Source organism: Vibrio eleionomae, from assembly GCF_009874545.1.
GTDB classification, from domain to species: domain Bacteria; phylum Pseudomonadota; class Gammaproteobacteria; order Enterobacterales; family Vibrionaceae; genus Vibrio; species Vibrio nitrifigilis.
On the sequence record NZ_WEKT01000032.1, the window covers coordinates 1 to 22,181 of the forward strand.

The 22,181-nt window shown below is 40.6% G+C and carries 19 protein-coding genes and 1 pseudogene; 12 read left to right on the forward strand and 8 right to left on the reverse strand.

What is annotated here, in order from left to right:
* Positions 1-228: 228 nt before the first annotated feature.
* Positions 229-1,363: pseudogene (locus F9817_RS23855) on the reverse strand (Na+/H+ antiporter NhaC family protein).
* Entirely contained in the window at positions 1,306-1,740 is a 435-nt protein-coding gene (locus F9817_RS23865) for a Na+/H+ antiporter NhaC family protein (RefSeq protein WP_202436482.1), read from the reverse strand. Before F9817_RS23865 ends, F9817_RS23855 begins: the two are co-directional and overlap by 58 nt.
* A gap of 251 nt (positions 1,741-1,991) precedes the next feature.
* On the opposite strand from F9817_RS23865, the gene F9817_RS15350 reads away from it, so the two are divergent.
* From F9817_RS15350 to F9817_RS15360, 3 genes are read left to right on the forward strand one after another with little or no spacing between them, the layout of a single operon-like run.
* The gene (locus tag F9817_RS15350) at positions 1,992-2,978 is read left to right on the forward strand and encodes a TRAP transporter substrate-binding protein (protein WP_161157047.1); all 987 of its coding nucleotides are present in this window, start codon (positions 1,992-1,994) and stop codon (positions 2,976-2,978) included.
* Positions 2,979-2,984: 6 nt separating this feature from the next.
* Entirely contained in the window at positions 2,985-3,491 is a 507-nt protein-coding gene (locus tag F9817_RS15355; protein WP_237476265.1) for a TRAP transporter small permease subunit, read from the forward strand.
* 1 nt (position 3,492) lies between these two features.
* A complete protein-coding gene (locus F9817_RS15360; protein WP_161157048.1) occupies positions 3,493-4,791 on the forward strand; it encodes a TRAP transporter large permease in 1,299 nt (432 codons plus the stop codon).
* A gap of 58 nt (positions 4,792-4,849) precedes the next feature.
* On the opposite strand, the gene F9817_RS15365 is transcribed toward F9817_RS15360, so the two are convergent.
* Both F9817_RS15365 and F9817_RS15370 read right to left on the reverse strand, forming a co-directional pair.
* Positions 4,850-6,235, reverse strand: a complete 1,386-nt coding sequence (locus tag F9817_RS15365) for an amino acid permease (protein WP_161157049.1) — start codon at positions 6,233-6,235, stop codon at positions 4,850-4,852.
* A gap of 405 nt (positions 6,236-6,640) precedes the next feature.
* Complete coding sequence (locus F9817_RS15370; protein ID WP_161157050.1) at positions 6,641-7,597, reverse strand: AEC family transporter; 957 nt, start codon at positions 7,595-7,597, stop codon at positions 6,641-6,643.
* A 412-nt stretch (positions 7,598-8,009) separates the two neighbouring features.
* Here F9817_RS15370 and F9817_RS15375 point away from each other — a divergent pair, with 412 nt between their 5' ends.
* Entirely contained in the window at positions 8,010-9,395 is a 1,386-nt protein-coding gene (locus F9817_RS15375) for an SLC13 family permease (RefSeq protein WP_161157051.1), read from the forward strand.
* A gap of 70 nt (positions 9,396-9,465) precedes the next feature.
* Here the strand turns inward: F9817_RS15375 and F9817_RS15380 are convergent, their stop codons facing one another.
* Entirely contained in the window at positions 9,466-10,122 is a 657-nt protein-coding gene (locus tag F9817_RS15380; protein ID WP_161157052.1) for a DUF2057 family protein, read from the reverse strand.
* Positions 10,123-10,419: 297 nt separating this feature from the next.
* Between F9817_RS15380 and F9817_RS15385 the strand changes: the two genes are divergently transcribed.
* The 6 genes from F9817_RS15385 to F9817_RS15410 all read left to right on the forward strand — a co-directional run bounded on the left by F9817_RS15385 (position 10,420) and on the right by F9817_RS15410 (position 17,018).
* Complete coding sequence (locus tag F9817_RS15385; RefSeq protein WP_161157053.1) at positions 10,420-10,791, forward strand: GntR family transcriptional regulator; 372 nt, start codon at positions 10,420-10,422, stop codon at positions 10,789-10,791.
* A complete protein-coding gene (locus tag F9817_RS15390) occupies positions 10,788-11,660 on the forward strand; it encodes an ABC transporter ATP-binding protein (RefSeq protein ID WP_161157054.1) in 873 nt (290 codons plus the stop codon). The genes F9817_RS15385 and F9817_RS15390 overlap by 4 nt, the downstream gene beginning before the upstream one ends.
* Positions 11,657-12,496 carry a hypothetical protein gene (locus F9817_RS15395; RefSeq protein WP_161157055.1) on the forward strand — a complete coding sequence of 280 codons (840 nt, stop codon included), beginning with the start codon at positions 11,657-11,659 and terminating at the stop codon, positions 12,494-12,496. Before F9817_RS15390 ends, F9817_RS15395 begins: the two co-directional genes overlap by 4 nt.
* Before the next feature lie 714 nt (positions 12,497-13,210).
* Positions 13,211-15,097 (forward strand): methyl-accepting chemotaxis protein, encoded by a 1,887-nt coding sequence (locus F9817_RS15400; RefSeq protein WP_161157056.1) that lies wholly within the window; start codon positions 13,211-13,213, stop codon positions 15,095-15,097.
* Between the two features lie 338 nt (positions 15,098-15,435).
* Positions 15,436-16,173 (forward strand): IclR family transcriptional regulator, encoded by a 738-nt coding sequence (locus tag F9817_RS15405; RefSeq protein ID WP_161157057.1) that lies wholly within the window; start codon positions 15,436-15,438, stop codon positions 16,171-16,173.
* 8 nt (positions 16,174-16,181) lie between these two features.
* Complete coding sequence (locus tag F9817_RS15410) at positions 16,182-17,018, forward strand: arginase (RefSeq protein ID WP_161157058.1); 837 nt, start codon at positions 16,182-16,184, stop codon at positions 17,016-17,018.
* Between the two features lie 79 nt (positions 17,019-17,097).
* Here F9817_RS15410 and F9817_RS15415 read toward each other — a convergent pair whose 3' ends face one another.
* A complete protein-coding gene (locus F9817_RS15415) occupies positions 17,098-17,928 on the reverse strand; it encodes an HDOD domain-containing protein (RefSeq protein WP_161157059.1) in 831 nt (276 codons plus the stop codon).
* Positions 17,929-18,343: 415 nt separating this feature from the next.
* Between F9817_RS15415 and F9817_RS15420 the strand changes: the two genes are divergently transcribed.
* Complete coding sequence (locus F9817_RS15420) at positions 18,344-19,108, forward strand: phosphatase PAP2 family protein (protein ID WP_161157060.1); 765 nt, start codon at positions 18,344-18,346, stop codon at positions 19,106-19,108.
* A 60-nt stretch (positions 19,109-19,168) separates the two neighbouring features.
* On the opposite strand, the gene F9817_RS15425 is transcribed toward F9817_RS15420, so the two are convergent.
* Positions 19,169-19,873 carry a DUF445 domain-containing protein gene (locus F9817_RS15425; RefSeq protein ID WP_161157061.1) on the reverse strand — a complete coding sequence of 235 codons (705 nt, stop codon included), beginning with the start codon at positions 19,871-19,873 and terminating at the stop codon, positions 19,169-19,171.
* A gap of 282 nt (positions 19,874-20,155) precedes the next feature.
* On the opposite strand from F9817_RS15425, the gene F9817_RS15430 reads away from it, so the two are divergent.
* Positions 20,156-21,169 carry a capsular polysaccharide synthesis protein gene (locus F9817_RS15430; protein ID WP_161157062.1) on the forward strand — a complete coding sequence of 338 codons (1,014 nt, stop codon included), beginning with the start codon at positions 20,156-20,158 and terminating at the stop codon, positions 21,167-21,169.
* 74 nt (positions 21,170-21,243) lie between these two features.
* On the opposite strand, the gene F9817_RS15435 is transcribed toward F9817_RS15430, so the two are convergent.
* Complete coding sequence (locus F9817_RS15435) at positions 21,244-22,032, reverse strand: DUF5718 family protein (RefSeq protein ID WP_202436483.1); 789 nt, start codon at positions 22,030-22,032, stop codon at positions 21,244-21,246.
* Positions 22,033-22,181: the final 149 nt, after the last annotated feature.

A 22,181-nucleotide genomic window follows, 5' to 3' on the forward strand; every position in this document is an offset into this window, starting at 1 on the left:
GCCACATGTGTGTATCACTGATATCGAATGAAAAAACGTTCAAAGGTGGAGTAAAACGCAAAAGGAAGATGGCCGGAATGAGTGAAGCGTATTTAGAGAAGGTTCTCGCAGCCCTTTAATGATGGGCACCTTCATGCTTTTGCCCTGCCAATAATTGGATGTACCAATTATTGGGGTTTTTTATGTCTACAGGCATAAAAAGAAGTGGTCGCACTGAAAAACAAAGGCCTAGTTAGATGTGACTTGATGGAAAGGTCTTGTATGTTCAGCGCGTAATACAATTTCGTTGTTATCTTGCCATTGTTTCCTTTCCTCGCTGGTTGCTTTCGGTACGAATTTTCCTAATGCGGCATAAGCAAAACCGAGCAGCGGGGATAACCAACAAGAGATGCTACATACAATATAAAGTAGGTTCTCTGTGTGTCCTGCCGCTATCCCTAACCCTAGAGCATGTATAACAAACGCTCCCCCTGCATTCCAAGGAATTAAGGGAGAAAGCAAGGTTCCCCCTTCTTCAATCGACCGTGATAAACACAAAGTAGAGTAACCCATTCCTCGATACGCTTGGCTATACATTCGTCCCGGTAATGCAATCGAAAGGTACGGATCGCCAGCAATGATATTGGTGCCTAATGCGGTGCACGTTGATGCTACTTGCAGACCAAAGATCGAACGAACTTTCGTTAAAATATATAAAATAATCGTTTCCAAACAGCGGGTTTGCTCTAATACACCCCCAAAAGCTAAGGTGATAAGAATAAGGGTTAAAATCCACGTCATCGATTGGATGCCACCACGATTAAGTAAGGCATCAGTACTGGCTTGTCCAGAATTGATACTGAATCCACTTTGCAAATAACTCATCACATCATGGAAGCTCGCTCCTTGAACGACCATTGCAATCAGCATACTGACTAAAACAGAAAGCATCAGTGTTGGGATCGCTGGCATTTTCTTTAAAGCGAGAACAAGCACAATCAAGACTGGAGAAAGTACGATAGGGTTAAAGCTAAAATGGCTGGTGAGTGTCGTGCTTAACGCATGTATTTTGATTAAATCAACATGTTGCCCATCAATGAGGTGAAAACCGACAAAAAGATACACAGAATGCGATAACCATTGCGGGAACAGTCGTGGGTAACATGTTCTTAATATGGGCGAAGAGTGACGTTCCGGTAACGGCTGGTGCCAGATTGGTGGTATCAGAAAGTGGCGACATCTTGTCGCCAAAAAATGCACCAGAAACAATAGCCCCTGCAGTCCAATACATCGGAATACCAAATCCATTACCTACTTCCATTAGTGCTAACCCGACAGTGGCTGCTGTTGTCCATGATGTTCCGAGACTGAGATAACCGAGCATAAAACCATAGCCGCCGCTAAAAATATCTGTGGTGTCAGTACATCAAAGCCATAATATATGAGCATCGGAACCGTTCCACTGGCGATCCAGGTTCCAATAATCATGCCGATAATCATGATTATCAGTACAACAGGTATGGCAACTTTAATCACATGGAATAGACCGTGTTCCAGTTGTTGCCAACGATAGCCTCTAAACCAAGCAAGCACACAGGTAAATACTAAACCAATCGCTATGGGCGTATGAGGAGTAAAATCATCGAAATAAAAGAGTTGAACTCCCAAAAGTCCTAAAGTAAATAAAATCGGCAATAGGGCAATAAATAAACTGGGCCGAGCGATGTTATTGTTTGATATATCTTCTGTTTTAGTAGACATAATGCCTCCTTGCAATATATTGTGAACTACTAATGATATAATGTATTAATATTTAATTTTCCTACTTAAAATATAGAAAGTGAATGATAATTGACGTGAAGATAGATATTAATAACTATTCTAGTCATTACATTAAATTAATCAGTTTCATTTGCGTCGTTATATATTAAAAGTATGTCGTTATTAGGCAGTTCTTCTCGTCTATTCCTTTTATATGATTGTTGAGAAATACATATAAAAGGAAAACACGGATGTTTGTTAAACAATTAATCTCAATAGTCCTTCTTGCTTGCAGTGTTACAACTAGCGTTTATGCCGCAGTAAGTCTCGATTTTTCAACGGAATATAATGCCCAATCAATTCATGCTCAGGGTGATACTTTTTTTATTGAGCAAGTTAAAAAGCTGACGAATGGTAATGTTAATATCACTCTTCACACTGGAGGATCTCTAGGATTTAAATCGGCCGATCATTTTTACGCTGTCTCTGATGGCGCTGTACCTTTAGCGGATACATTGGCAGGAAGTATGGCAGGGATCGATCCAATATTTTTATTGTCTTCACTGCCGTTTCTTGTCACCAATGAAGACCAAGCTGAGCTGCTATACCACATTGCAATGCCCTATTACCAAAAGGTTTTCTCCAATAATAACGAACTACTGCTCTACGCTTCTCCTTGGCCAGCTAGCGGGATCTGGTCAAGAAAACCCGTCAATACCATACAAGCGCTGCAAGGGTTAAAAATCAGAACGTACGATAAAAATGGCACGTTAACATTTAAAAATGCACAGGCAGCACCGGTAAACCTCTCTTGGGCTGATGTTGTGCCACAACTTTCTACAGGTGGAATTGATGCCGTATTAACGTCGGCAGATGCTGGCGCTAGCGCCCAATTTTGGGAGCATTTAACTCATTACAGTGCTATTCAATATGCGATTCCTTTGAACATGGTTCATATGAATAAAGACGATTTCGACCGTCTAGACGAGCAAGACAAAAAAGCGTTAATCACTGCTGCAAAACTTACCGATGAACATAATTGGAAGACAGTACGCACTCGAGTTAAGGATAACTATCAACAACTTAAACATAATAAAGTGACTATTTTTACCAATTTGCCGACAAGTTTTATCTCCTATTTGCAAAAAGCCGCTAAGCCAACGTTAGAATCTTGGTTACAAGAATCAGGCTCCAGAGGCAAATCTATCATCGAGGAATTTAATCAACGCAAACAATAGGTGGTTATGATGAAAATATTACTTCGTATTACACGGGGAATAAATAGATTAGCCATAGCGATCGCTAGCTTATTGGTTGTGTATATTCTTTGCCATATTCTTCTTGAAATTACACTACGTCTATTGGGTTCTTCAACTTATGTGTTAGATGAGTTCGTCGGGTATGCTGTGGCTACACTGACGTTTCTTGCACTCGGCTACAGTTTAGAACATGAGCAATTAATTAGAGTGAGTTTTGTTTTAGACCGGCTTCCTAAAACGCATCGTTGGATATTAGATTTTATAACGTCATCCCTAGCCACAGTATTCTTTTGTTGGATAGATACTATTTGGTGGTCAACCGTATCGCGTAACTTTTTAAGAGGTACCACCAGTCAATCTCTAGCAGCAACACCATTATGGGTACCACAAGGATTGGTTTTGGTTGGTATATCCATTCTTTGTCTCACTTTGATCACTCGATCTCTTTCACTCGTTATTTATCATCAGCCTGCCAACTCTGGAGCTCACTAACATGGATATTCTTTTTACCTCAATGGGAGTGATCGCTGTTTTGTTTGTGGTGCTAGCCTCTGGTATCTGGGTCTTTGCTGGGCTCGCTATTGTTGCATGCTTTTCGTTGGTTGTGTTTGCTGGAATGCCGATTGAGCGTGTCGGTTTAATTTTGAGTCGAATCTTATTTCGAGCGGGAAACTCATGGGAACTCGCTGCCATCCCATTGTTTATTTGGATGGGAGAGCTGATTTTTCGATCAGATATTTCCAATCGACTCTTCAAAGGTTTAGAGCCATGGACGCGAATAGTGCCTGGCGGAATCTTACACACCAATGTAGTTGGTTGCGCACTATTTGCCGCAGTCAGTGGTTCAAGTTCTGCGACAACCGCGACTATTGGCAAAATCACAACCTCGGAGCTAAAACAGAGAGGGTATGATCGGCAGCTTTCGATTGGATCGTTAGCGGGGGCTGGCAGTTTAGGTTTATTGATTCCTCCCTCGATCGTAATGATTGTCTATGGGATACAAGCTGAAGTTTCAATTAATAAGTTATTTATGGCGGGTATCTTACCTGGCGTTCTAATCGCATTACTTTATTCGGGATATCTGATGATTCACGCGACGATAAAACCTCATTGCGCCCCGAAAGAAACTCAATGTGATGTCACTTTTGCTCGAAGTTTTCGCTACCTATTGCCCATTATTGGATTAATTACCATTGTATTAGGCGCAATCTATTCGGGCATTGCTACGCCATCGGAAGCTGCGGCTGTTGGTGTATTCGCGACATTAATTTTATTGGCGATAGAAAGGCAATTAACCAAAGAAGTTCTCGTCAATTCTCTTATTTCCACACTGCAAAGTTCTACCATGGTATGCAGTATTATGGTGAGTGCGGCGATGCTTTCTACTGCGATGGGCTATTTGCACCTTCCTTCCGAATTGGCCCGTTGGATCGCGAAAGAGCATTTCTCTCCCGCCATGTTATTAATTGCTCTAGCCCTGTTTTATGTCGTTCTTGGATTATTTTTAGATGGAATCTCTATCACGGTTATGAGCTTGCCCATCACATTACCTATCATAGTTCAAGCTGGGTTTGATCCACTGTGGTTCGGTGTTTTCTTAGTTATCATGGTGGAACTTGGACAAATTACGCCGCCGGTTGGCTTTAATCTGTTTGTATTACAAGGATTAACGGGAGAAAAAATAGGTGATGTTGCAAAGGCTTCTTTCCCCTTTTTTCTATTAATGTGCACCGCTGCATTAATTATCTGTCTTGCGCCACAAATAGCATTATGGTTGCCCAAGTTAGCCTAACAAACAAAAACGCCGTGAATATCAAAATCCACGGCGTTTGGCATTGGTGTTGTTTGGATTACAACTGCTCAGCTAATTCTACTGGTTCGCTATTGGTTGAGCGTTTGCGTTTGGCGTAATAAGCAACGGCCATGGCCACAATCCATACCGGAAGTAAGTATACTGAAGTACGCATTCCTGGCGTCATATACATAATCACTAATACACCCGCTAAGAAGAACAGGCATAACCAGTTAGTGATTGGATAACCCCATGAAGGATATTGAGTCTTTTCGCGTGCTTTGATTTTAGCGAGTTTAAACTTCATATGGGTAATAGTAATAACGATCCAGTTCAGTACTAATGCAGAAACAACCAGAGCCATTAAGAAGCCAAAGGCTTGAGAAGGCATAAAGTAGTTGATCAATACACAACACCCTGTGGAAAGGGCAGACACAGTAAGGGCCGCCAAAGGGACACCGCGGCGATTTACTTTAAGCATCGCTTTTGGTGCATTACCTTGTTTCGCTAAGCCATACATCATGCGGCTGTTACTGTAAACACAGCTGTTATATACCGAAAGTGCAGCAGTTAGAATAATGACGTTAAGTACGTTAGCAACCCAATCACTATTTAATGCATGGAAAATCATTACAAACGGGCTGCCACCTTCTGCGACTTTTTGCCATGGGTAAAGAGAAAGAAGAACGACTAACGAACCAATATAAAAAATTAGGATACGATAGATAACCTGATTGGTTGCACGAGGAATACTGCGTTCTGGATGCTCTGCTTCTGCTGCGGTAATACCGATCAGCTCTAAGCCGCCAAAAGAGAACATAATCGCAGCCATTGCCATGGTTAAGCCATCAATCCCATTTGGGAAGAAACCGCCATTTTGCCATAAGTTAGCAATAGTTGATGTACCGCCATCGCCGACAATAAGAATGTAAGCACCATAAGCAATCATGCCGACAATTGCAGCGACTTTGATAATAGAGAACCAAAATTCCAATTCACCAAACATTTTAACGTTAGTTAGGTTAATGGCATTGATTACCACAAAGAAGACGAGGGCAGAAACCCAAGTTGGGATATCTGGCCACCAATATTGGACATAGATACCAATCGCGGTAAGTTCAGCCATGCCTACCAAAATATAGAGAACCCAGTAGTTCCACCCAGATAAGAACCCTGCAAAATCATGCCAATATTTACCTGCAAAGTGGCTAAAAGTGCCTGCTACTGGCTCTTCTACCACCATTTCTCCTAGCTGGCGCATAATAAAAAAGGCGATAAGGCCCGCTATCGCGTAGCCTAATAAAACTGCAGGGCCAGCTGTTTTAATAGTTTGTGCAATACCTAAGAATAATCCGGTCCCGATGGCACCACCAAGGGCTATTAATTGGATATGGCGGTTTTTTAACCCCCGCTTTAGAGGGGCATGAGAGTCACTTCCTTGCATTTCTACGATCCTGTTAATCTAACACGGGCTCTTAATGTTGTTATTTTGAGCTTGAGAGCCGAATTGATGAATTTAATAGTAAGAAAATTCATCAGGTTACCTACTTAAAATTGCAATAGATGTGCCATGTCTGAAATTGCGTATCAAATAGATAGTTTGACGACGCTTTTAAGAAAAAAAGCTGGAAAATGAATGAGTTCCAGATTTGAGTCTGTATAGCAGCCGCTGTAGAATATACCGCGACAAAAATGACCATGCACTAAAATAAAACACTGCGTACTTTTTGTGGATCTATTTGGTGCAAATAAATACAGATATGCACATCAATAATGTACATATCTGTTTATGGATGCACATTTTATTCATATAGATATCAATCTATGCAAATAAATATTTTACTTAGTCCTAAAATAGATGGAATGTTGAGAGTAAAAATATGCCAATTGTACAACTTAGTAGTGAAAATACCGTTGTGACTGCGATGATGTTGGCTGCCAACGTGTAATTCGCTCCCATTGCTCTTGCCATCACATAACTTGCAGCAGCAGCAGGTGAAGCACTCATCAAGAAAATAATCCCTAACTGTTGGCCAGAAAAGCCGAACAAGATTGCAGCAGCCGTAATAAAGATCGGTGCCCAGATTAATTTATTCATGCTGGCAAACCATGTTGGTCCTTTATCAGCATTCATCGCTTTTAGATCCAGTGAGCCACCAGTACATAACAATGCTAGTGGTAAAGTCATGTTGGCGAAGTATTGGCCTGCGTGAGAGATAATTCCCGGGATCGGAATGGATAAGAAATAACAGATCATGCCGGCTACAATCGCAATAATTAACGGATTTTTGCGCATGGTATTCAGCATCGTTTTCAACGCAGCTAGTCCGTTTGTCTCTCCTTTCGGTGTTAGGGTAATAACGGCCTGAACATTATATAACATGGTCGTTGCTGCGACGTAGATAGCGGCCAGAGCTACCCCTTCGTTACCATAGGCATTCGCTACATAAGCCAGCCCAACAATGGCTGAGTTAGAACGGAACCCACCTTGGATAATGACCCCTTGATCTTCAGCACGTCTGAAAAAGCGTTTTGTTGTGATGGTAGAAAAAAGGAAAAAAACAATATTGGCTACCACACCGTAAAGGATAAAATCCACGCTTGAACCAAAATCGTGTTTGGCTTCAACAATACTCAAAAATAGTAAAGCGGGAAGGGTGACTTTAAAGACAACTTTCGACGCGACATCGATAAAGTTTTCGTTAATTAGATCTATTCGTTTGAAAAATACGCCTAACGCTAGCATTAGGCAAATTGGCCCTGTGATAGAGACAGAAAAGGCCAGTTGGTCTATGAAGGAGGACATCTAGAATCCTTTCTAATGTATAAATTCGCAGTCAATGGACATTCATCGGTCGACTTTGATTGGTAAAAAGTGAGATATAAAGAAGCTGTGATTCTTTCATAGATTCTGCGAGCTGAGAACTCTTTCTATAGAATCTTTTCACCTTATTAGCAGAGAAAATGAGGGTTAAGCATCTAGATGATTATGTAAGATGAATGTAACACAATAATGAACTATTGATGCGTTTATAAATAACCATTTGATAGTTAGCTCTTTTTATGGTTATTTAGATGTTAAATCTATGCTATTAATTTGATAAAGATAACATAAATTTTATGCTTTTTATTCTATAAAGTCGGGGACGGAACGTCGATTTGGGTAAAGCCTATTACCCGATTGAAGGTGAAAACCTCCTCTAAAAGGAAGCATAATAATGAATAGAAACGACAGTGTCCCATTACCTACCAATACCCGAGAATGGTTAATCAGTCGCAATAGCTTAATTGTCATTGCCGATATTTTACTTTTTGCTCTGCTATACAATGTATTACCGTTTGAAAGAAACGTTGCACTTGGACTAAGTATTTTGGTGTTTATCGCCGTGTTATGGCTTACCGAAGCTTTGCACGTCACTATCACCGCTATTTTGGTTCCAGTATTGGCTATTGCCTTTAATGTCTTTAACACCCAAACGGCGCTGAATAACTTTTCTAACTCCATCATCTTTTTATTTTTAGGCGGATTTGCTTTAGCAGCAGCGATGCATCAGCAAGGATTAGATCAAATCGTTGCTGATAAAGTATTAATGCTAGCTAAAGGTAAATTAAAAGCGGCGGTGCTCATGCTGTTTGGTGTTACCGCTTTTTTATCGATGTGGATCAGTAACACCGCGACAGCCGCGATGATGTTGCCTTTAGTCTTAGGGGTGTTATCTAAAGTTGATGGTAAACAAGGACATAAAACTTATGTGTTTGTGCTGTTAGGTATTGCGTACAGTGCCAGTATAGGCGGAATCGCCACTTTGGTTGGTAGCCCTCCTAACGCGATTGCGGCCGCTGAAGTAGGAATGTCTTTTATTGATTGGATGAAGTTCGGACTGCCAACAGCTGTACTCATGTTGCCGATGGCGATTGCAATATTATATTGGCTGACCAAGCCCGATCTATCTGGGACGTTTGAGTTAAATCATAAACCGATCGAATGGGACAAAGGTAAAGTTGTTACTTTGGCGATTTTTGCTCTGACCGTTTTCATGTGGATTTTCAGTAAACCTATTAATGGCATGTTAGGCGGCATTAAAAGTTTTGATACGGTTATTGCGCTTGGTGCGATTATCCTGGTCAGTTTTGCGCGCGTTGTTCACTGGAAAGAGATAGAAAAAACCGCGGATTGGGGAGTACTGATTTTATTCGGTGGTGGTATTTGTTTGAGCAACGTTTTAAAGCAGACTGGTACCAGTGTGTTTTTAGCAAATGAACTGAGTGGCATGATTTCACACATGGGGATTTTCTTTATTGTGTTAATCATCTCTGTGTTTGTTGTTTTTCTGACAGAGTTTGCCAGTAATACGGCGAGCGCAGCACTGCTGATACCCGTTTTTGCAACGGTTGCAGAAGCGTTTGGTGTATCACCTGCATTACTTTCAGTATTAATCGCAGTGGCGGCTTCTTGTGCCTTTATGTTGCCAGTAGCGACGCCACCCAATGCCATTGTCTTTGGTACAGGACACATTAAACAGCGTGAAATGATGCGGGTTGGTATGTATCTCAATATTGCTTGTGTCGTGCTATTAACCTGTATTGCTTTATTGGTTTGGTAATACGAACGATCGCATTAAAAAGAGAGAGGTGATGTTGCCTCTCTCTTTTCATTTCAATGTATAACTAATATTAGTGCTTGCTTAGGTATTCTTTAAAGCGAGCTCGCGCTTGAGCATCTGCTTTGTCATACCAGAAATGCAGCATTTGCTCAGCAGTATTATCGCCAGGCGTTGCTTTTGGTGCTGGTGCTGGCGTTGTCGTATTGTAATTAATACGCGGTTGAGCAGGTTGAGAAACATACACCGCAGCAACACCACCATGAATGTTGTATTGGTTGATTTCATCACGGTAGTTACGACCGATCTGCATCCCTTCTTTAATCAATTTGTCTTGTTTTACACTGACCGCGTTCCCATCAGCATCCACCAAAGACCACTTCATCGTATCAATATGCTTTTTCGCTTCAGTCGCGTCACGGTATTTAGGCATATCGAATTTTAGTGTGGTGTCATCTGCTTTGAACTTAGCGATGATCGCATCACTTTCAGTACTTACACGTTCCTGCCCTTCAGAAAAAACCGCTTGATAACGGAACACTACTTGATGTTCTCCGTTAGGCACTTCGATGGTTTTAGTTGAAGAAAGAAAGTTACCTGATTCATGTGGTTTCGCACCATCCACGACCAGTACGTTAACGCTACTAGGAACTTCAAGAGTCACTTTCGCAGAGGCAGAGGCAGCAAAAGCTATAGCCAAAAGACATGGTAATGCCTTGAATGTATTCATTAGTTTTATCCTTTTTATCGCTTACGCGTATAAGCTCAAAAGGATGCCGACTATTGCTTTGATAAGCAAGTCTAGAACAGAAAACAGTGAATGAATTTCATCAAAATTTCATACATATTTTCTATCACCAAAACTAAATTATTTTTATCTCAACAGGGATGCCAAATATTGGAATGTATATCTTGATTTGGTTTTTTCAGACCTTTTGATCTTTTGTGATTATTTTTTGTTTGCCAAAATCCTCATTGAAGTATAGTGTTATACATGTGTATAACACTATACTAGGTGTATTTCTTAATGGAATGGCATGATAGAGAACCCATTTTTCGTCAGTTAGCTGAAACGATTCGTCAACAAATTGTGGACGATGTTTGGCAAGAAGGGGCGGCATTACCTTCGGTAAGAAAAGTGGCAACAGATTTAAAAATTAACCATCTAACGGTAATGAAAAGTTATCAGCTCTTGGTGGATGAGTGTTTAGTAGAAAAGCGTCGTGGACAGGGAATGTTTGTACTTAGTGGTGCAAAGTCACGGCTGCTGAAATTGAAAAAAGAAGCTTTCATCCGCGAAGAACTTCCACAGATCGCCCATACATTAGAGCAAATTGATATGGGGTTACCTGAATTTATAGAACAGCTAAAACAAGCGCTAGAGGCACGTCAGTTATGAAGCCATTGATCCAAGTTCAAGGCCTAGGAAAGCAGTACCATAAGGTCTCTGCTAAACAGGCTTTAAAAGACGTTTCATTTACTTTAGAACCCGGTCAAATATTAGGGTTACTTGGGCATAATGGAGCGGGAAAATCGACACTTATTCAATCTTTGCTCGGTTCTTTGCGCTACGAAGGACTAGTTAGAGTCATGGACCTTGAGCCTATACGCGATCATGCAGCAGTGATGCGACACTTAGCTTATGTATCTGATGTAAATAGTTTGCCTGACTGGATGACGGTGGCACAGATCATTAAATATATGCTTGGAGTGAACCCTGATTTCAATGCTAATTTCGCGTATAAGCGTTTAGCAAAGACCGACATTAACAGCAAAACTCGCATCGGTGCGCTTTCAAAAGGGATGAAAGTGCAACTTCATCTCGCATTGGTCATGGCAACCAACTGCCAAATTCTCATTCTTGATGAACCAACATTAGGTTTAGACCTGATGTATCGAGATACATTTTATCGTCATCTTCTCGAATGGTTTGAAGCTGGAGACGGTAAGCGTTCTATTATTATCTCAAGCCATGAAGTTGATGAAATAGAACATTTATTAACGGATGTCCTGATTTTAAAACAAGGGAGATCAGTGATGTCTAGTTCGCTTGAAAGCGTGACAGAAGATTACTTTATTCTTGATGCTGCCCATCAATATTCAGACCAAATCCAAATGATGAATCCATTAGCGAGTGAACCTGGTTTAGGTACGTATCGTTGGTTACTGAAATCTGAGTATCAACAGCAGGTACAATCATTAGGAAACATTTACAGTGTAAAACTGGCTGATGTCTTCCTTGCTTTACAGAAGGAGGCAGAAAAATGAGAACAATGATGGCTCTATTGTATCGAGAGTGGATTGAAAATCGGTCAGTCGCAAGAACGCCATTGTGGATTGGTATCGCCAGTATCGCGCTATTTCTTTGGGTGGGGGCATCAGGCAATATCCAATGGTCAATGCAATACAATGGCTCGAATGATTATCTATCATTTCTCAATATCTCTGGCCCAAGTGTGATAGTTGCATTGATGGTGGGGGGATTATCTCTGCTTATGACCACCGTGTATTTCCCCAAAACACTGCGTAAGGAGCGATTGGAAGGAAGTTTCATGTTCTGGCGTAGTATGCCGGTATCTAGCCATCAAACGCATATCGCCAAATTGATTTTTGGGTTAGTGGTTATTCCCTTGACTTGCTCAGGTTTAGTGGTGGTTTTTGATCTCGCTGTGTGGATTATCGGTAGCATGATGACGGGAAATGTTAATCCAGTTGGTCTGGTTCAAGTCGGGTCTTTTTGGATTGAGTTTCTTGGCCAAATGTTACTTATCGCTTTGTTTTTGATTCCCACAGCGTACTTAACGTTGTTAGTGTCTCAACTGGTTAGTTCGCCTTTGCTGGTACTATTGATTATTGCCTACGCAATTAAATGGTTGTCTCCGACATTATTGCAATCAGAGGTATTGAGCCATTACGTCAATGGTATTTTCAATATTCCGTTTAAAATTCTGAGTGGGGAAAATGTTTGGCATGTGATTACTCAATTTGGAGTTGGTTATTGGGTACTGTATATAGCAATGGGGTTGGTTTGTGCTTTGGGTAGCATCAGTTATTACGCGACGAATGAACTCTCTTGGCCTAACTGGCTGCCACGTAAATCATGATCTCATTTAGAATAGGGTATTAGCTAACAGTATCCCGCCTAAAAGGAGAGGTTCTCTCTCCTTTTTGATTCATATCCACATTTGTTTACAGTGTTTTGTTGCTTATGTCTCATTAATTTTTTGTATGGCTCAATAAAATTGACAGTGCATAGGTCTTTTTAATCGGCCTTGTATCTGTTCATTGATGAGAAACCGCGCCGTAATTGCTGTAACGCTATAACCCAACTCAGTTGTCTATAAAGTTAACCGGGTCTTATCCTTGTCCAGATGAATTCATCCTTAGATAAGATTTTTTGCTATTTGAAGTGATATAGACGAGTCCAAGCCCTGTCCAATAACGAAAGGAATGGTGACTCCCTTTCAACGTGATTGCACGGTGTAGTGGTCCATGCTGCCAAACGTATCTTACTAAGGGAAATATACCCAAGTAACCTCAAGATGCTGTTTCAGCGAGAATGTATTCGCTCTTAGGCAAGGCATTGATTTGAAGACATAGTCATTCTACGTTGAAAATCAGTAACACAGCCTAGGAGCGAATACAACTCGCCCTTTGGGAGCTCATCAACAAACCTATTTCTGCGCTCAATCACGTTGAAAGGGAATAACCAACCCTGCCGTGATTGAGCTTGACCTAGGCTCGTTGATGAAGCTCTGAATCCTGCATCTTGAGGTCATTTGGGTATAATAATAACGACATTCCAGAATAGGATTCTCATGTTTACTACAACCTCATTGCGAACCAAGCTAGCCTTGGCTGCGGGACTTGCAATCATTCTTGGGGGAGTGATTGTTGAAGTGTTATCATTTCGTGCGTCGTTAGTGCATTTAGATCAACAAGTCGAAAAAAACCTCCAAAGTACAGCGGCTTCTTATAACCAATATGTAACGGATTGGCTCAAATCAAAAGAGCGTTCTCTTACTTCAATTTCTTCAGATGTAGATTCAGATCAAGTCAAAAATCAACTCATTCAAGCTAAAAAATCGGCTGATTTTGATAACGTTTTTCTCGCTTACCCAGATGGTTCGCAACAAAATGCGAATGATGCAACATTGGCACCAGATAATAATGATCCACGTATTTGGGGATGGTATCGCAACGCGAAAGCGAATCCTGGTGAAGTGTATATGGACAATCCAACCGTAGCCTCTGCAACGGGGGCAAATGTTGTATCTTTAGGCCGAGCCATCACTTTACATGGGCAGATGGTCGTATTAGGTGCGGATATGCAAATTACCGATATCTTGAATACGATGAAACAAGTTATATTGCCCGGCGATGGCTATATGTTTATTGCTAATGCGCAAGGTAATGTGTTTGCTCACTCAGATACATCACTATTGAATCAGAGCGTGAGTAAACTAGGGCTAAGCTATGATGACATCAAACATAGTGCAACGTCACAACGCGATATTCGCACAACGGTAAATGGTGAGGATGTGGTGTTGTACGCTCGACCCATTAAAGGCACTCGTCTTCATAGTGTCATTGTTGTCGATCGAGACTCTTTAGTCGATCCATTATTCGCTGGTTTATGGAAACAAATTTTCGCGACCCTTATTGTCGTGGTTCTTTGTGCGGTGCTGTTTAATCTGCTATGTAATGCGTTATTGAAACCGCTTAAAAATGTGTCTAAAGCCCTTGCCCAAATTGCAGAGGGTAATGGTGATCTCACTTTACGCATTAAAGTGGAACACCAAGATGAAATTGGTGAATTAGCCAATAACTTCAATCACTTTGTAGGTAGCCTACAACAGCTAATTAGCAATATTCGTCACCAAGCTGAACAGTTATCTGAACAAGCTGACCAAGGTTCGAAACGTGCTCACGATACGGCCTCTGAATTGGCTATGCAACAGCAAGAGATTACGTTAGTTGCTACTGCTGTTACTGAAATGGCTTCGGCCACTCAGGAAATTGCCGCACATGCAGAGCAGACTGCTCGAGCGTCACAAGATTCGACAGAAAGTACTCATCAAGGTTATGAACTGGTTGCTAATTCTCGTCAATCAATTACTGAGTTAGCAAGTGAAGTACAACGTGCGAGTGGAGTTATTGCTGAATTAGATAAGCACTCACAAGAGATTTCTAATGTTTTAAATTCTATTCAAGAAATTGCGGAACAAACCAATTTATTGGCGCTTAATGCCGCGATAGAAGCCGCTCGGGCGGGTGAGCAGGGCAGAGGCTTTGCCGTGGTAGCTGATGAGGTTCGAATTCTTTCTCAACGTACTCATAGCTCCACTGATGTGATTAATAAAACTATTACGACATTACAAACGAGCACTGCACAAGCAGTAGCAATTATGCAAAACAGTGAAACGTTAGCGCTTGGATCTGTTGATGATGCTGACAAGGCTGCGGGTTCTCTAGAAGAGATTAAACAAGCCGTGGCTATCATCAGTGATATGGCGACACAAATCGCAACAGCGGCAGAAGAGCAGACTCATGTCACCAGTGAAATTACTCAAAACATTACTTCTATAAAAGATGTAACGGATTTGTTGGTAGAGGGGGCTCAAGGCAGTTTAGCTGAAGCAAATACGCTGAATCAGCAGTCTGAATCAATCAAAGAAAAAGTCGCTATGTTCAAACTTGGATAGTTGATATCACTTGTTAAGTGATTTTCTACTATCACTCAAGTGATCATTTTCGAGGCTTTTATTATCCAATGATAAAAGCCTCGATAGTTTATACCGCACTTCCTCAACCACTTCTCGGATTTATACAGCAATAAGCTGAATACTACATTCATCACCTGTTAGTGATCTTATTCGATAAAAAGGCTTTTTTACCAATAAAATGCCGTATATATGGAAAATTTGTAAAATTTTATTCTTATTCTCACTATTTGATAATGCAATCCTTTAATTGGGATTAAATTCTCGATATATAAGAATATAGATTTGAGATGAAAAACGATAAAGGCTAAAAAGAAAACATGAAAGGAACCAATAAAGCAGCGGCTAGTCCCGTTAATGAAAAAGCATTGCAGTTGTTGATGCAAGTGGCTGTGAATGACGAGCCCGTACCTGCAAAAGTTCTCAGCGAACAATTGCAAGTTCCGTTAAGTAGTCTTTATCGACATTTAAAGTTATTGAAAGAGTGGAACTTAATTGAAGAAAGTTCCCATGACAAAACGTTGATCATTGGGCCTGCCGCATTATTGCTGATGCGCAGTTATGGCACGAGTCAGCACAGTCTTGAAGATGTCGATGCTGTATTAACTCGTTTGCAAAAACAAACGGGAGAAATGGCGGCTTATATGGTTCCAGTTGGTTATCGCGCTTTATGTGTGAGCCAAAAAGAAAGTATGCAGGCGCTTCGTTGTAGCTACGTCCAGGGTCAAAGTCAACCATTGCTTCGTGGCGCCTCTTCTAAAGTAATGCTGGCATTTTTACCCTCACAAAGGTGTGAAAAAATTCTTCGTTATTTCGGTGAAGATAGCCGATTAGATAAATGGCAAGCCGAGTTCGAAGTTATTCGTCAGCATGGATATGCTGTGAGCACGTCTGAAATTGATCCCGGGGTCTCGGGCATCAGTGCTCCAGTAATGAAAGGGAGTAAATTGATCGGTGCAATATCAGTGATGGCTCCAGCACATCGTGTTGAAGCACACAAGCAGCGTATCATTTTACATGTATTACAGGCCGCGCGAGCGTTGCCACCAGAAAGGTAATATTCATCATGTTAGGTTTGTTCAAACGCTATCGCTTGAATCGACATCATCCAGTTCATGTTTCTCCGTTCACGTTCCTAACTGCTTGTGAACGTGTAAAACCGATGTCATTGCTAGAGTTTGAATCTGCACAACAGAGCTTAGAATCAGTGTCTGATTGGCTGTATCAACAAACGTCACCAACACAATATTGTGATGGTGGACATTTGATTCTTCGCGACGAAGCTGATTACCGTTACCAAGATTTACTTTTAAGACACATGACAATGCAATCAGTGCCTGTTTCTCTGGTTAATTGTCATGAATTGATCCTTGATGCTTTGCCAATATTGACGGCTAACGAAGAGTCGGTTGGATTTGTACATATTGGTAATAGCTTTGAAATGAAACAAACATTAGATCCACAGTTAGGATCCGCATACCATTTCGTATTGTCACGATATTCAAACACCCAATTGTTTTGTATCGGGGTCGATCCAGAACACGAGTCGAGCCAACGTTTTGAATACGCAGAAGATATGGGATGCAATTGGTTAACTGCAGAAGAGAGTGGCTTTGGATATCGTAGCCAACTTAAAAGCCAATTAAGTGATTACATTGATCGCTCTGAACATGTAGTACTAACTGTGGATCTAGCCTCTTTAGTACCAAGTAATGGTGTTAACGGCCCTAAAACGCTCGATTTGCAAACCGTAATAAGTGTATTCGTGCAAGCCGTAGCATCGGGTAAACTCAAATTGATTCAATTGGTGGGTGGGAGTGATAAATTAATTTATTCACGCCAAACTAAAGCGCTTATCGATGAACTGTGTCTCTTATCGACTGAAGTGATGCATGTTGCGTAGTTTGTATTGCTGTCGGGGCGATATGAATGAAAAACAATCCCTCGCTTGGCGAGGGATTTCTCTATTTGAAGGGTAAGAATTAGGCCGCGATCATTTGCTGAGCTAATTCCTTGCCACTCCCTCTGATTCGAGACACTTTTTCTTCAAAGGAAGCCGGTATATTAAGTACTTTGGCATCTTGGTGTTCAGCAATATAAATAATCTTTTGTTTTTCTCCTAATAACTCATCCCAATTTTGGTGGATATCACGAGAAAAATGCAAAGTGAACGCCAGTTTAGACGAAATCTTTGCTTTGTCAGGGCAGTCAAAATGTTCGATTGCATCGACCATATTTTCTGGGAATTTCCAGCTCTTAGCTAGCATTGCCCCAAGTCTTGGTGATGATACGCCGAGTAATTCTTCTTCCACTGCCAGAGCTGATTCTCCGGCTTTCACTCGCTCGCTAATGAGTTTTGCTTGTTCGGGTATCAGTGAGTGAATAATCAGTTCACCTATATCATGCAAAACACCTGTAGTAAAAGCTTCACTGGTATCTAAACCAATCTGTTCTGCGATTTTTTTGGTAATGAGGGCTGTTTCAAATGTATTGGTCCAGTAAGTATCAAGATCAAGTGTCTCTAGATCTGAGAACGTATTTGAGAGTACTGAAGCAACGACTAAGGTTCTTACGGACTCCATACCAACTCGAATCAGTGCATCATTAATTGTTGAAACATCTCGTTGTCCACCGAAGTAAGCTGAGTTAGCCATTCGTAGTAAACGTGCGCTTAGTAACTGATCCAACTCCATTTTTTGTGCCAATAACTTAAAGTCGATCTCTTCTTTATTGACTAAGTCGAGTAAGTCTTGCAAAACTTTCGATAATCTTGGAATTTCGTTTAACCGATTGAGTATTGTGGCTTGAATCATTATTTTTCTCTCCAATCATAGGCAACCAGGCAAACCTTATTGCTATATGGTTGTATATTTATTAGGCCTATATTCAAGATTCCACTCACTGCTGGTGAAGTATCACTTACTGCATGTACGTCGGTGTATGGATCTCGCCCCCAAGGTCATCTATTTTTCGTGCGCATGATTCAGGGTCTATTTAATATAGAACAAGATATGAGTAACTGACAAAAATCGAAATAGAACACTACTTTAGGGTAAATATCGAGGGTATTAAAATAGTAGGGGTACTTAAGATTTTGAATTTAAATGATATATTTTTGATTTCTGGCTCATTATTAATCAATATGACAATTATTTGACCTATGCTTGATACAAAACTGTTGGCAGGCGTTTTAAAATTTATCCCATAACTTTATGGGGAGATTAACTCATGTCATTACATTGGCGCGGTACAAGAAATAAATACGGTTTTGTCATGCTTGGTGCGTTTGCTGCTTTGTTACTACCGACTTGTTTTATCACCACGCCTATTAATCTCCTTTCTGATCCAAACTCTGCTTTGGCTGGCTTTTGGTATTATTTGTCTGCGACCGGCACGGGAATCGGGGGGATCATGACACTTGCTGTTCTCTTCATGTTGAGTTTTTGGAAGTCGCAATATTCTCGTAAGCAAAAGCTCAATTTTGTGTTGCAGTTTGTTGTATTACTGCTGTTGGCATTTATGTTGAAAAGTGGGATCAAATCAGTCACTGAAAGCCCTCGCCCTTATACTCAAGCAATGACTGAAGCGTTAGTTATTCCTGAGCCTCAACATTTTTATAAGCTCGATGAAGCGCAAAAAATACGTGCAATGAAAAAGATGGAAAAGAGAGTGTCACCTTGGCGTATAAAAAGCTGGCAAAGTGAAATGAACTATTCATTTCCATCAGGACACACAGTATTCGCCGCCATTTGTTTAGTCTTTTTTGGTGCACTATTAATGGATCAAAAACGTTATGCGACGTGTAACTTACTATTAATATGGGCGTTAGGTGTCGCCTATTCACGTATGTGGTTAGGCATGCATCGTCCGGAAGATTTATACGGAGCTGTGGCTTTAGCTACCTTATTATATTGGCGAGTACCAAAGCGCTATCTTGTGGTAAATCATCCAAGGGTTATGCCATGGTTGCAAAAGTTTCATTTGATGGGATAGAAAAGGGCCATGGTTAATGGCCCTTGTAGGTGTTTTCCGCTGGTTAAGGAAATATCTGTGTTACATCACTAGTGCAGAAATCACACCAATTATGCCGCCGAAGACACCACCCCAAACCACGAGCCATCCTAGATGTTCGCGAATCATTTTTTGTACCATCTCTTTGACCATTTTAGGTGTCAGTTCGTTCAGACGCTGCTCAATGATGGCTTCTACATCGTCTTTAATACCGTCTTTCATTGAACCTGATTGTAACTGCTCTTTTAACGCCTGCTTAACGGGTTCACTCTGACTGATATCAACCATAGCGTCTTGCATTTTTTCAACAAAAGGTTGTTTAAGCGGTTGCAGAGCGTCTGTGCCACCGAACATTGAAAGCATTCCACCAAATGAAGAGTTACTGATTACGTTAACCAAAGAATCGAAGGTTGGATTAAAGTCGACTTTAGCGATGACTGGTTCTAGGTTAATGCCTTTGTCGCCAGACATTTCTTTATTTAAAAAGCGATCAATATTCTCAGCAGTAAAAAACTGCTCCATCATTAGTGTCTTGATTGCACCTTTAAAAGCTTCAAAACGAGCCGGAATAACACCTGAGCCGTATAATCCAGGTACCTTCTCAAATAGCATGTGGATAGCTAACCAGTTAGTGATCGCCCCTGAGAAAGCGAATAAGCCTGCATACATAACAATGGTGTTTTGAGTGTAGTAGCCAGCGCCAAGCAAAATCAGAGAGATAATATTAGTAACGAAACTCTTATTCATATTGTTCTAGGTTCTGTTCGTGATGGAAAGAAATGCTAGAGATTTTAAGAGAAAAATGAACGAGGGGAAAGAGTTGAATTTGTTAGTAATATTTTATACCCACAATGACCTCTTGATATAGGATTCAGTGTTTCATTAACAAGTAAAATCTTACTATTACTCTGTTAATCTCACTAAGCTTACGAAAGCACTTTATTGGGACTTATCGTGGAGAACTTTTATGATAATCTGTTGACTATTAAGGTAATGGAACAAACTATTCGCATGTGATTAGAGAGTGTTATGTCTAAGTTGAGCAACTCCATAGAAAAAAAACTGCGTCGATGGGCGTTTAACTCCCCGTGGTTAAATAAAAGCTGTGTGTGGTTAGATAAACGAAAGTCTCTGAATATTCCTCTTTTATGTAAAATTTATCCTAACAACATTGACTTGAAAAATAAGCTTGTTATCGCTCAATCCACTTTAAACTGCCTGTTTTCAGACATCCGTGTACGTGATGATAATGATATTCCTAAAAAAATTTGGATCTATTGGGCGCAGGGATACGATAGTGCACCTGATATTGTCAAGGTCGCTTACCACTATTGGCAAACAATGAATCCCGACTATGACGTATGCTTTTTAGATGAAAAAAAGATCCAAAGCTATTTTGATTTTCAGTCCTTATTTTATAACTTTAGCCTTGATGCTGGCGCTGCTCACAAATCAGATTTCATTCGGGTGTATTTATTAAGCCGCTATGGTGGCGTTTGGGTGGATAGTACAACGTTTTGCTGGAAGCCTTTGGATAGTTGGTTGCAGTATGAAACCAAAGGCTGCGGTTTATTTTTATTCAAACAAACACAGGATAGACCGGATAGACAAATTAAAAATTGGTTCATGGCATCAGCAAAAGGAAATCCAGTGATGGTTTCTTTATTACATGCTTTGGCTGCATATAATTTTAAACCTCGACAACAAACCTTATCGATTACTCGTTTTAAAGAGTATCAAGATTGTCCGGGCATTAGCCATGAAGGTACGGGATTAGAACTTCTTAATGCGTTAGAAGAACAAGGTAGATTCCCATATTTTTATTTTCACTATTTATTTAATGAAGTGGTCAAAAGTGGCGATGCGTTAGCATGTTGGAGTATCGCCAAGCATACACGTAATGAACATACTAATGCTGGCAGTGAAATCGGCGATGCTCTAGTTAGTAAGCAAAATTACAAGACTAAATATCGTCAATCGGATGAATATCGAGAACGGGTAGCGTTATTAGAAAAAATAACCGCCTCACAAAGAGACGGTTAATATAGGAAACGATCGATAAGAAACGACACAGGACGACGACGGTCAAATCAAATCGATCGTTATTGGATGTTCAGTTAGTCAACGAGTGCTGGCTCAACCATTTGTTGTTTTAGGTACAACACATTGGTTAGTCCAACAAGCTTGTTTTCTTTAAATAAGTTATCAATTTGCTCATCACTAAAGTTATCGGTTTTGTAACCGATGATGTGCATAGAATCACCAGGCTGAAGGAAGTTTTCTGTGCCCCAAGTGGTATAGTTTGGCGCGCCTGTATAAAGAATCAGTTCTTCAGGATAACCTTGAGCAGCTAGTGTTGGTAGAATCTCATCAAATATACCGTGTTCTTGTTGGCCATTGATTGCTTCAACCATCCAAGTATCTAATGCTTGACCAAAGAGTTTCATTTCGTCAATTCGTAGTGGTTGAGTCGTCAGGTGTGCTTCTTCACCGTCACGTTCAATATAAGAAACTAAGCTTAGGTTATTTAGATTATCAATTTGGTTGATTGACCACCAAGTTGGGTGAATCCCTTTTGATGCTTGACCCCATGATTTACGTGAACTGATTTTTGTTGCACCTTCTAAGCTACGGATAGTCACGTCATTACCGACCGTAAGTTGAAGTGGGATCAGTTTTGATACTTTGTTGTCTGTATATTCGATGGTGTAACGAATAACAAACTCAGGTTCAATATCTACTTTGCTGCCGCGCTCCGGATAATGAGTAGCATCACCATTCGTTAGCGAGCTAGCGTTTTGATCGATAATGAAAATACCACTAGGGATCTCAGATTCATGTACATTTTCTGCACTTGAAAGGTGGCCAAAGTAATTACCAATAACTCCGATTGTAATAGAACTCACAATATCTCCTGGATCTTAGATCTGTCTAATTATTTGCAGGATTCTCACTACACCAGCTCGATAGTTTGAATCATTATCATGTATTGAGTGGCATAGGGCTGCTTTGATTTTATAACCAAGCTACCTTATATGTTTTAACTCTCTTGGAC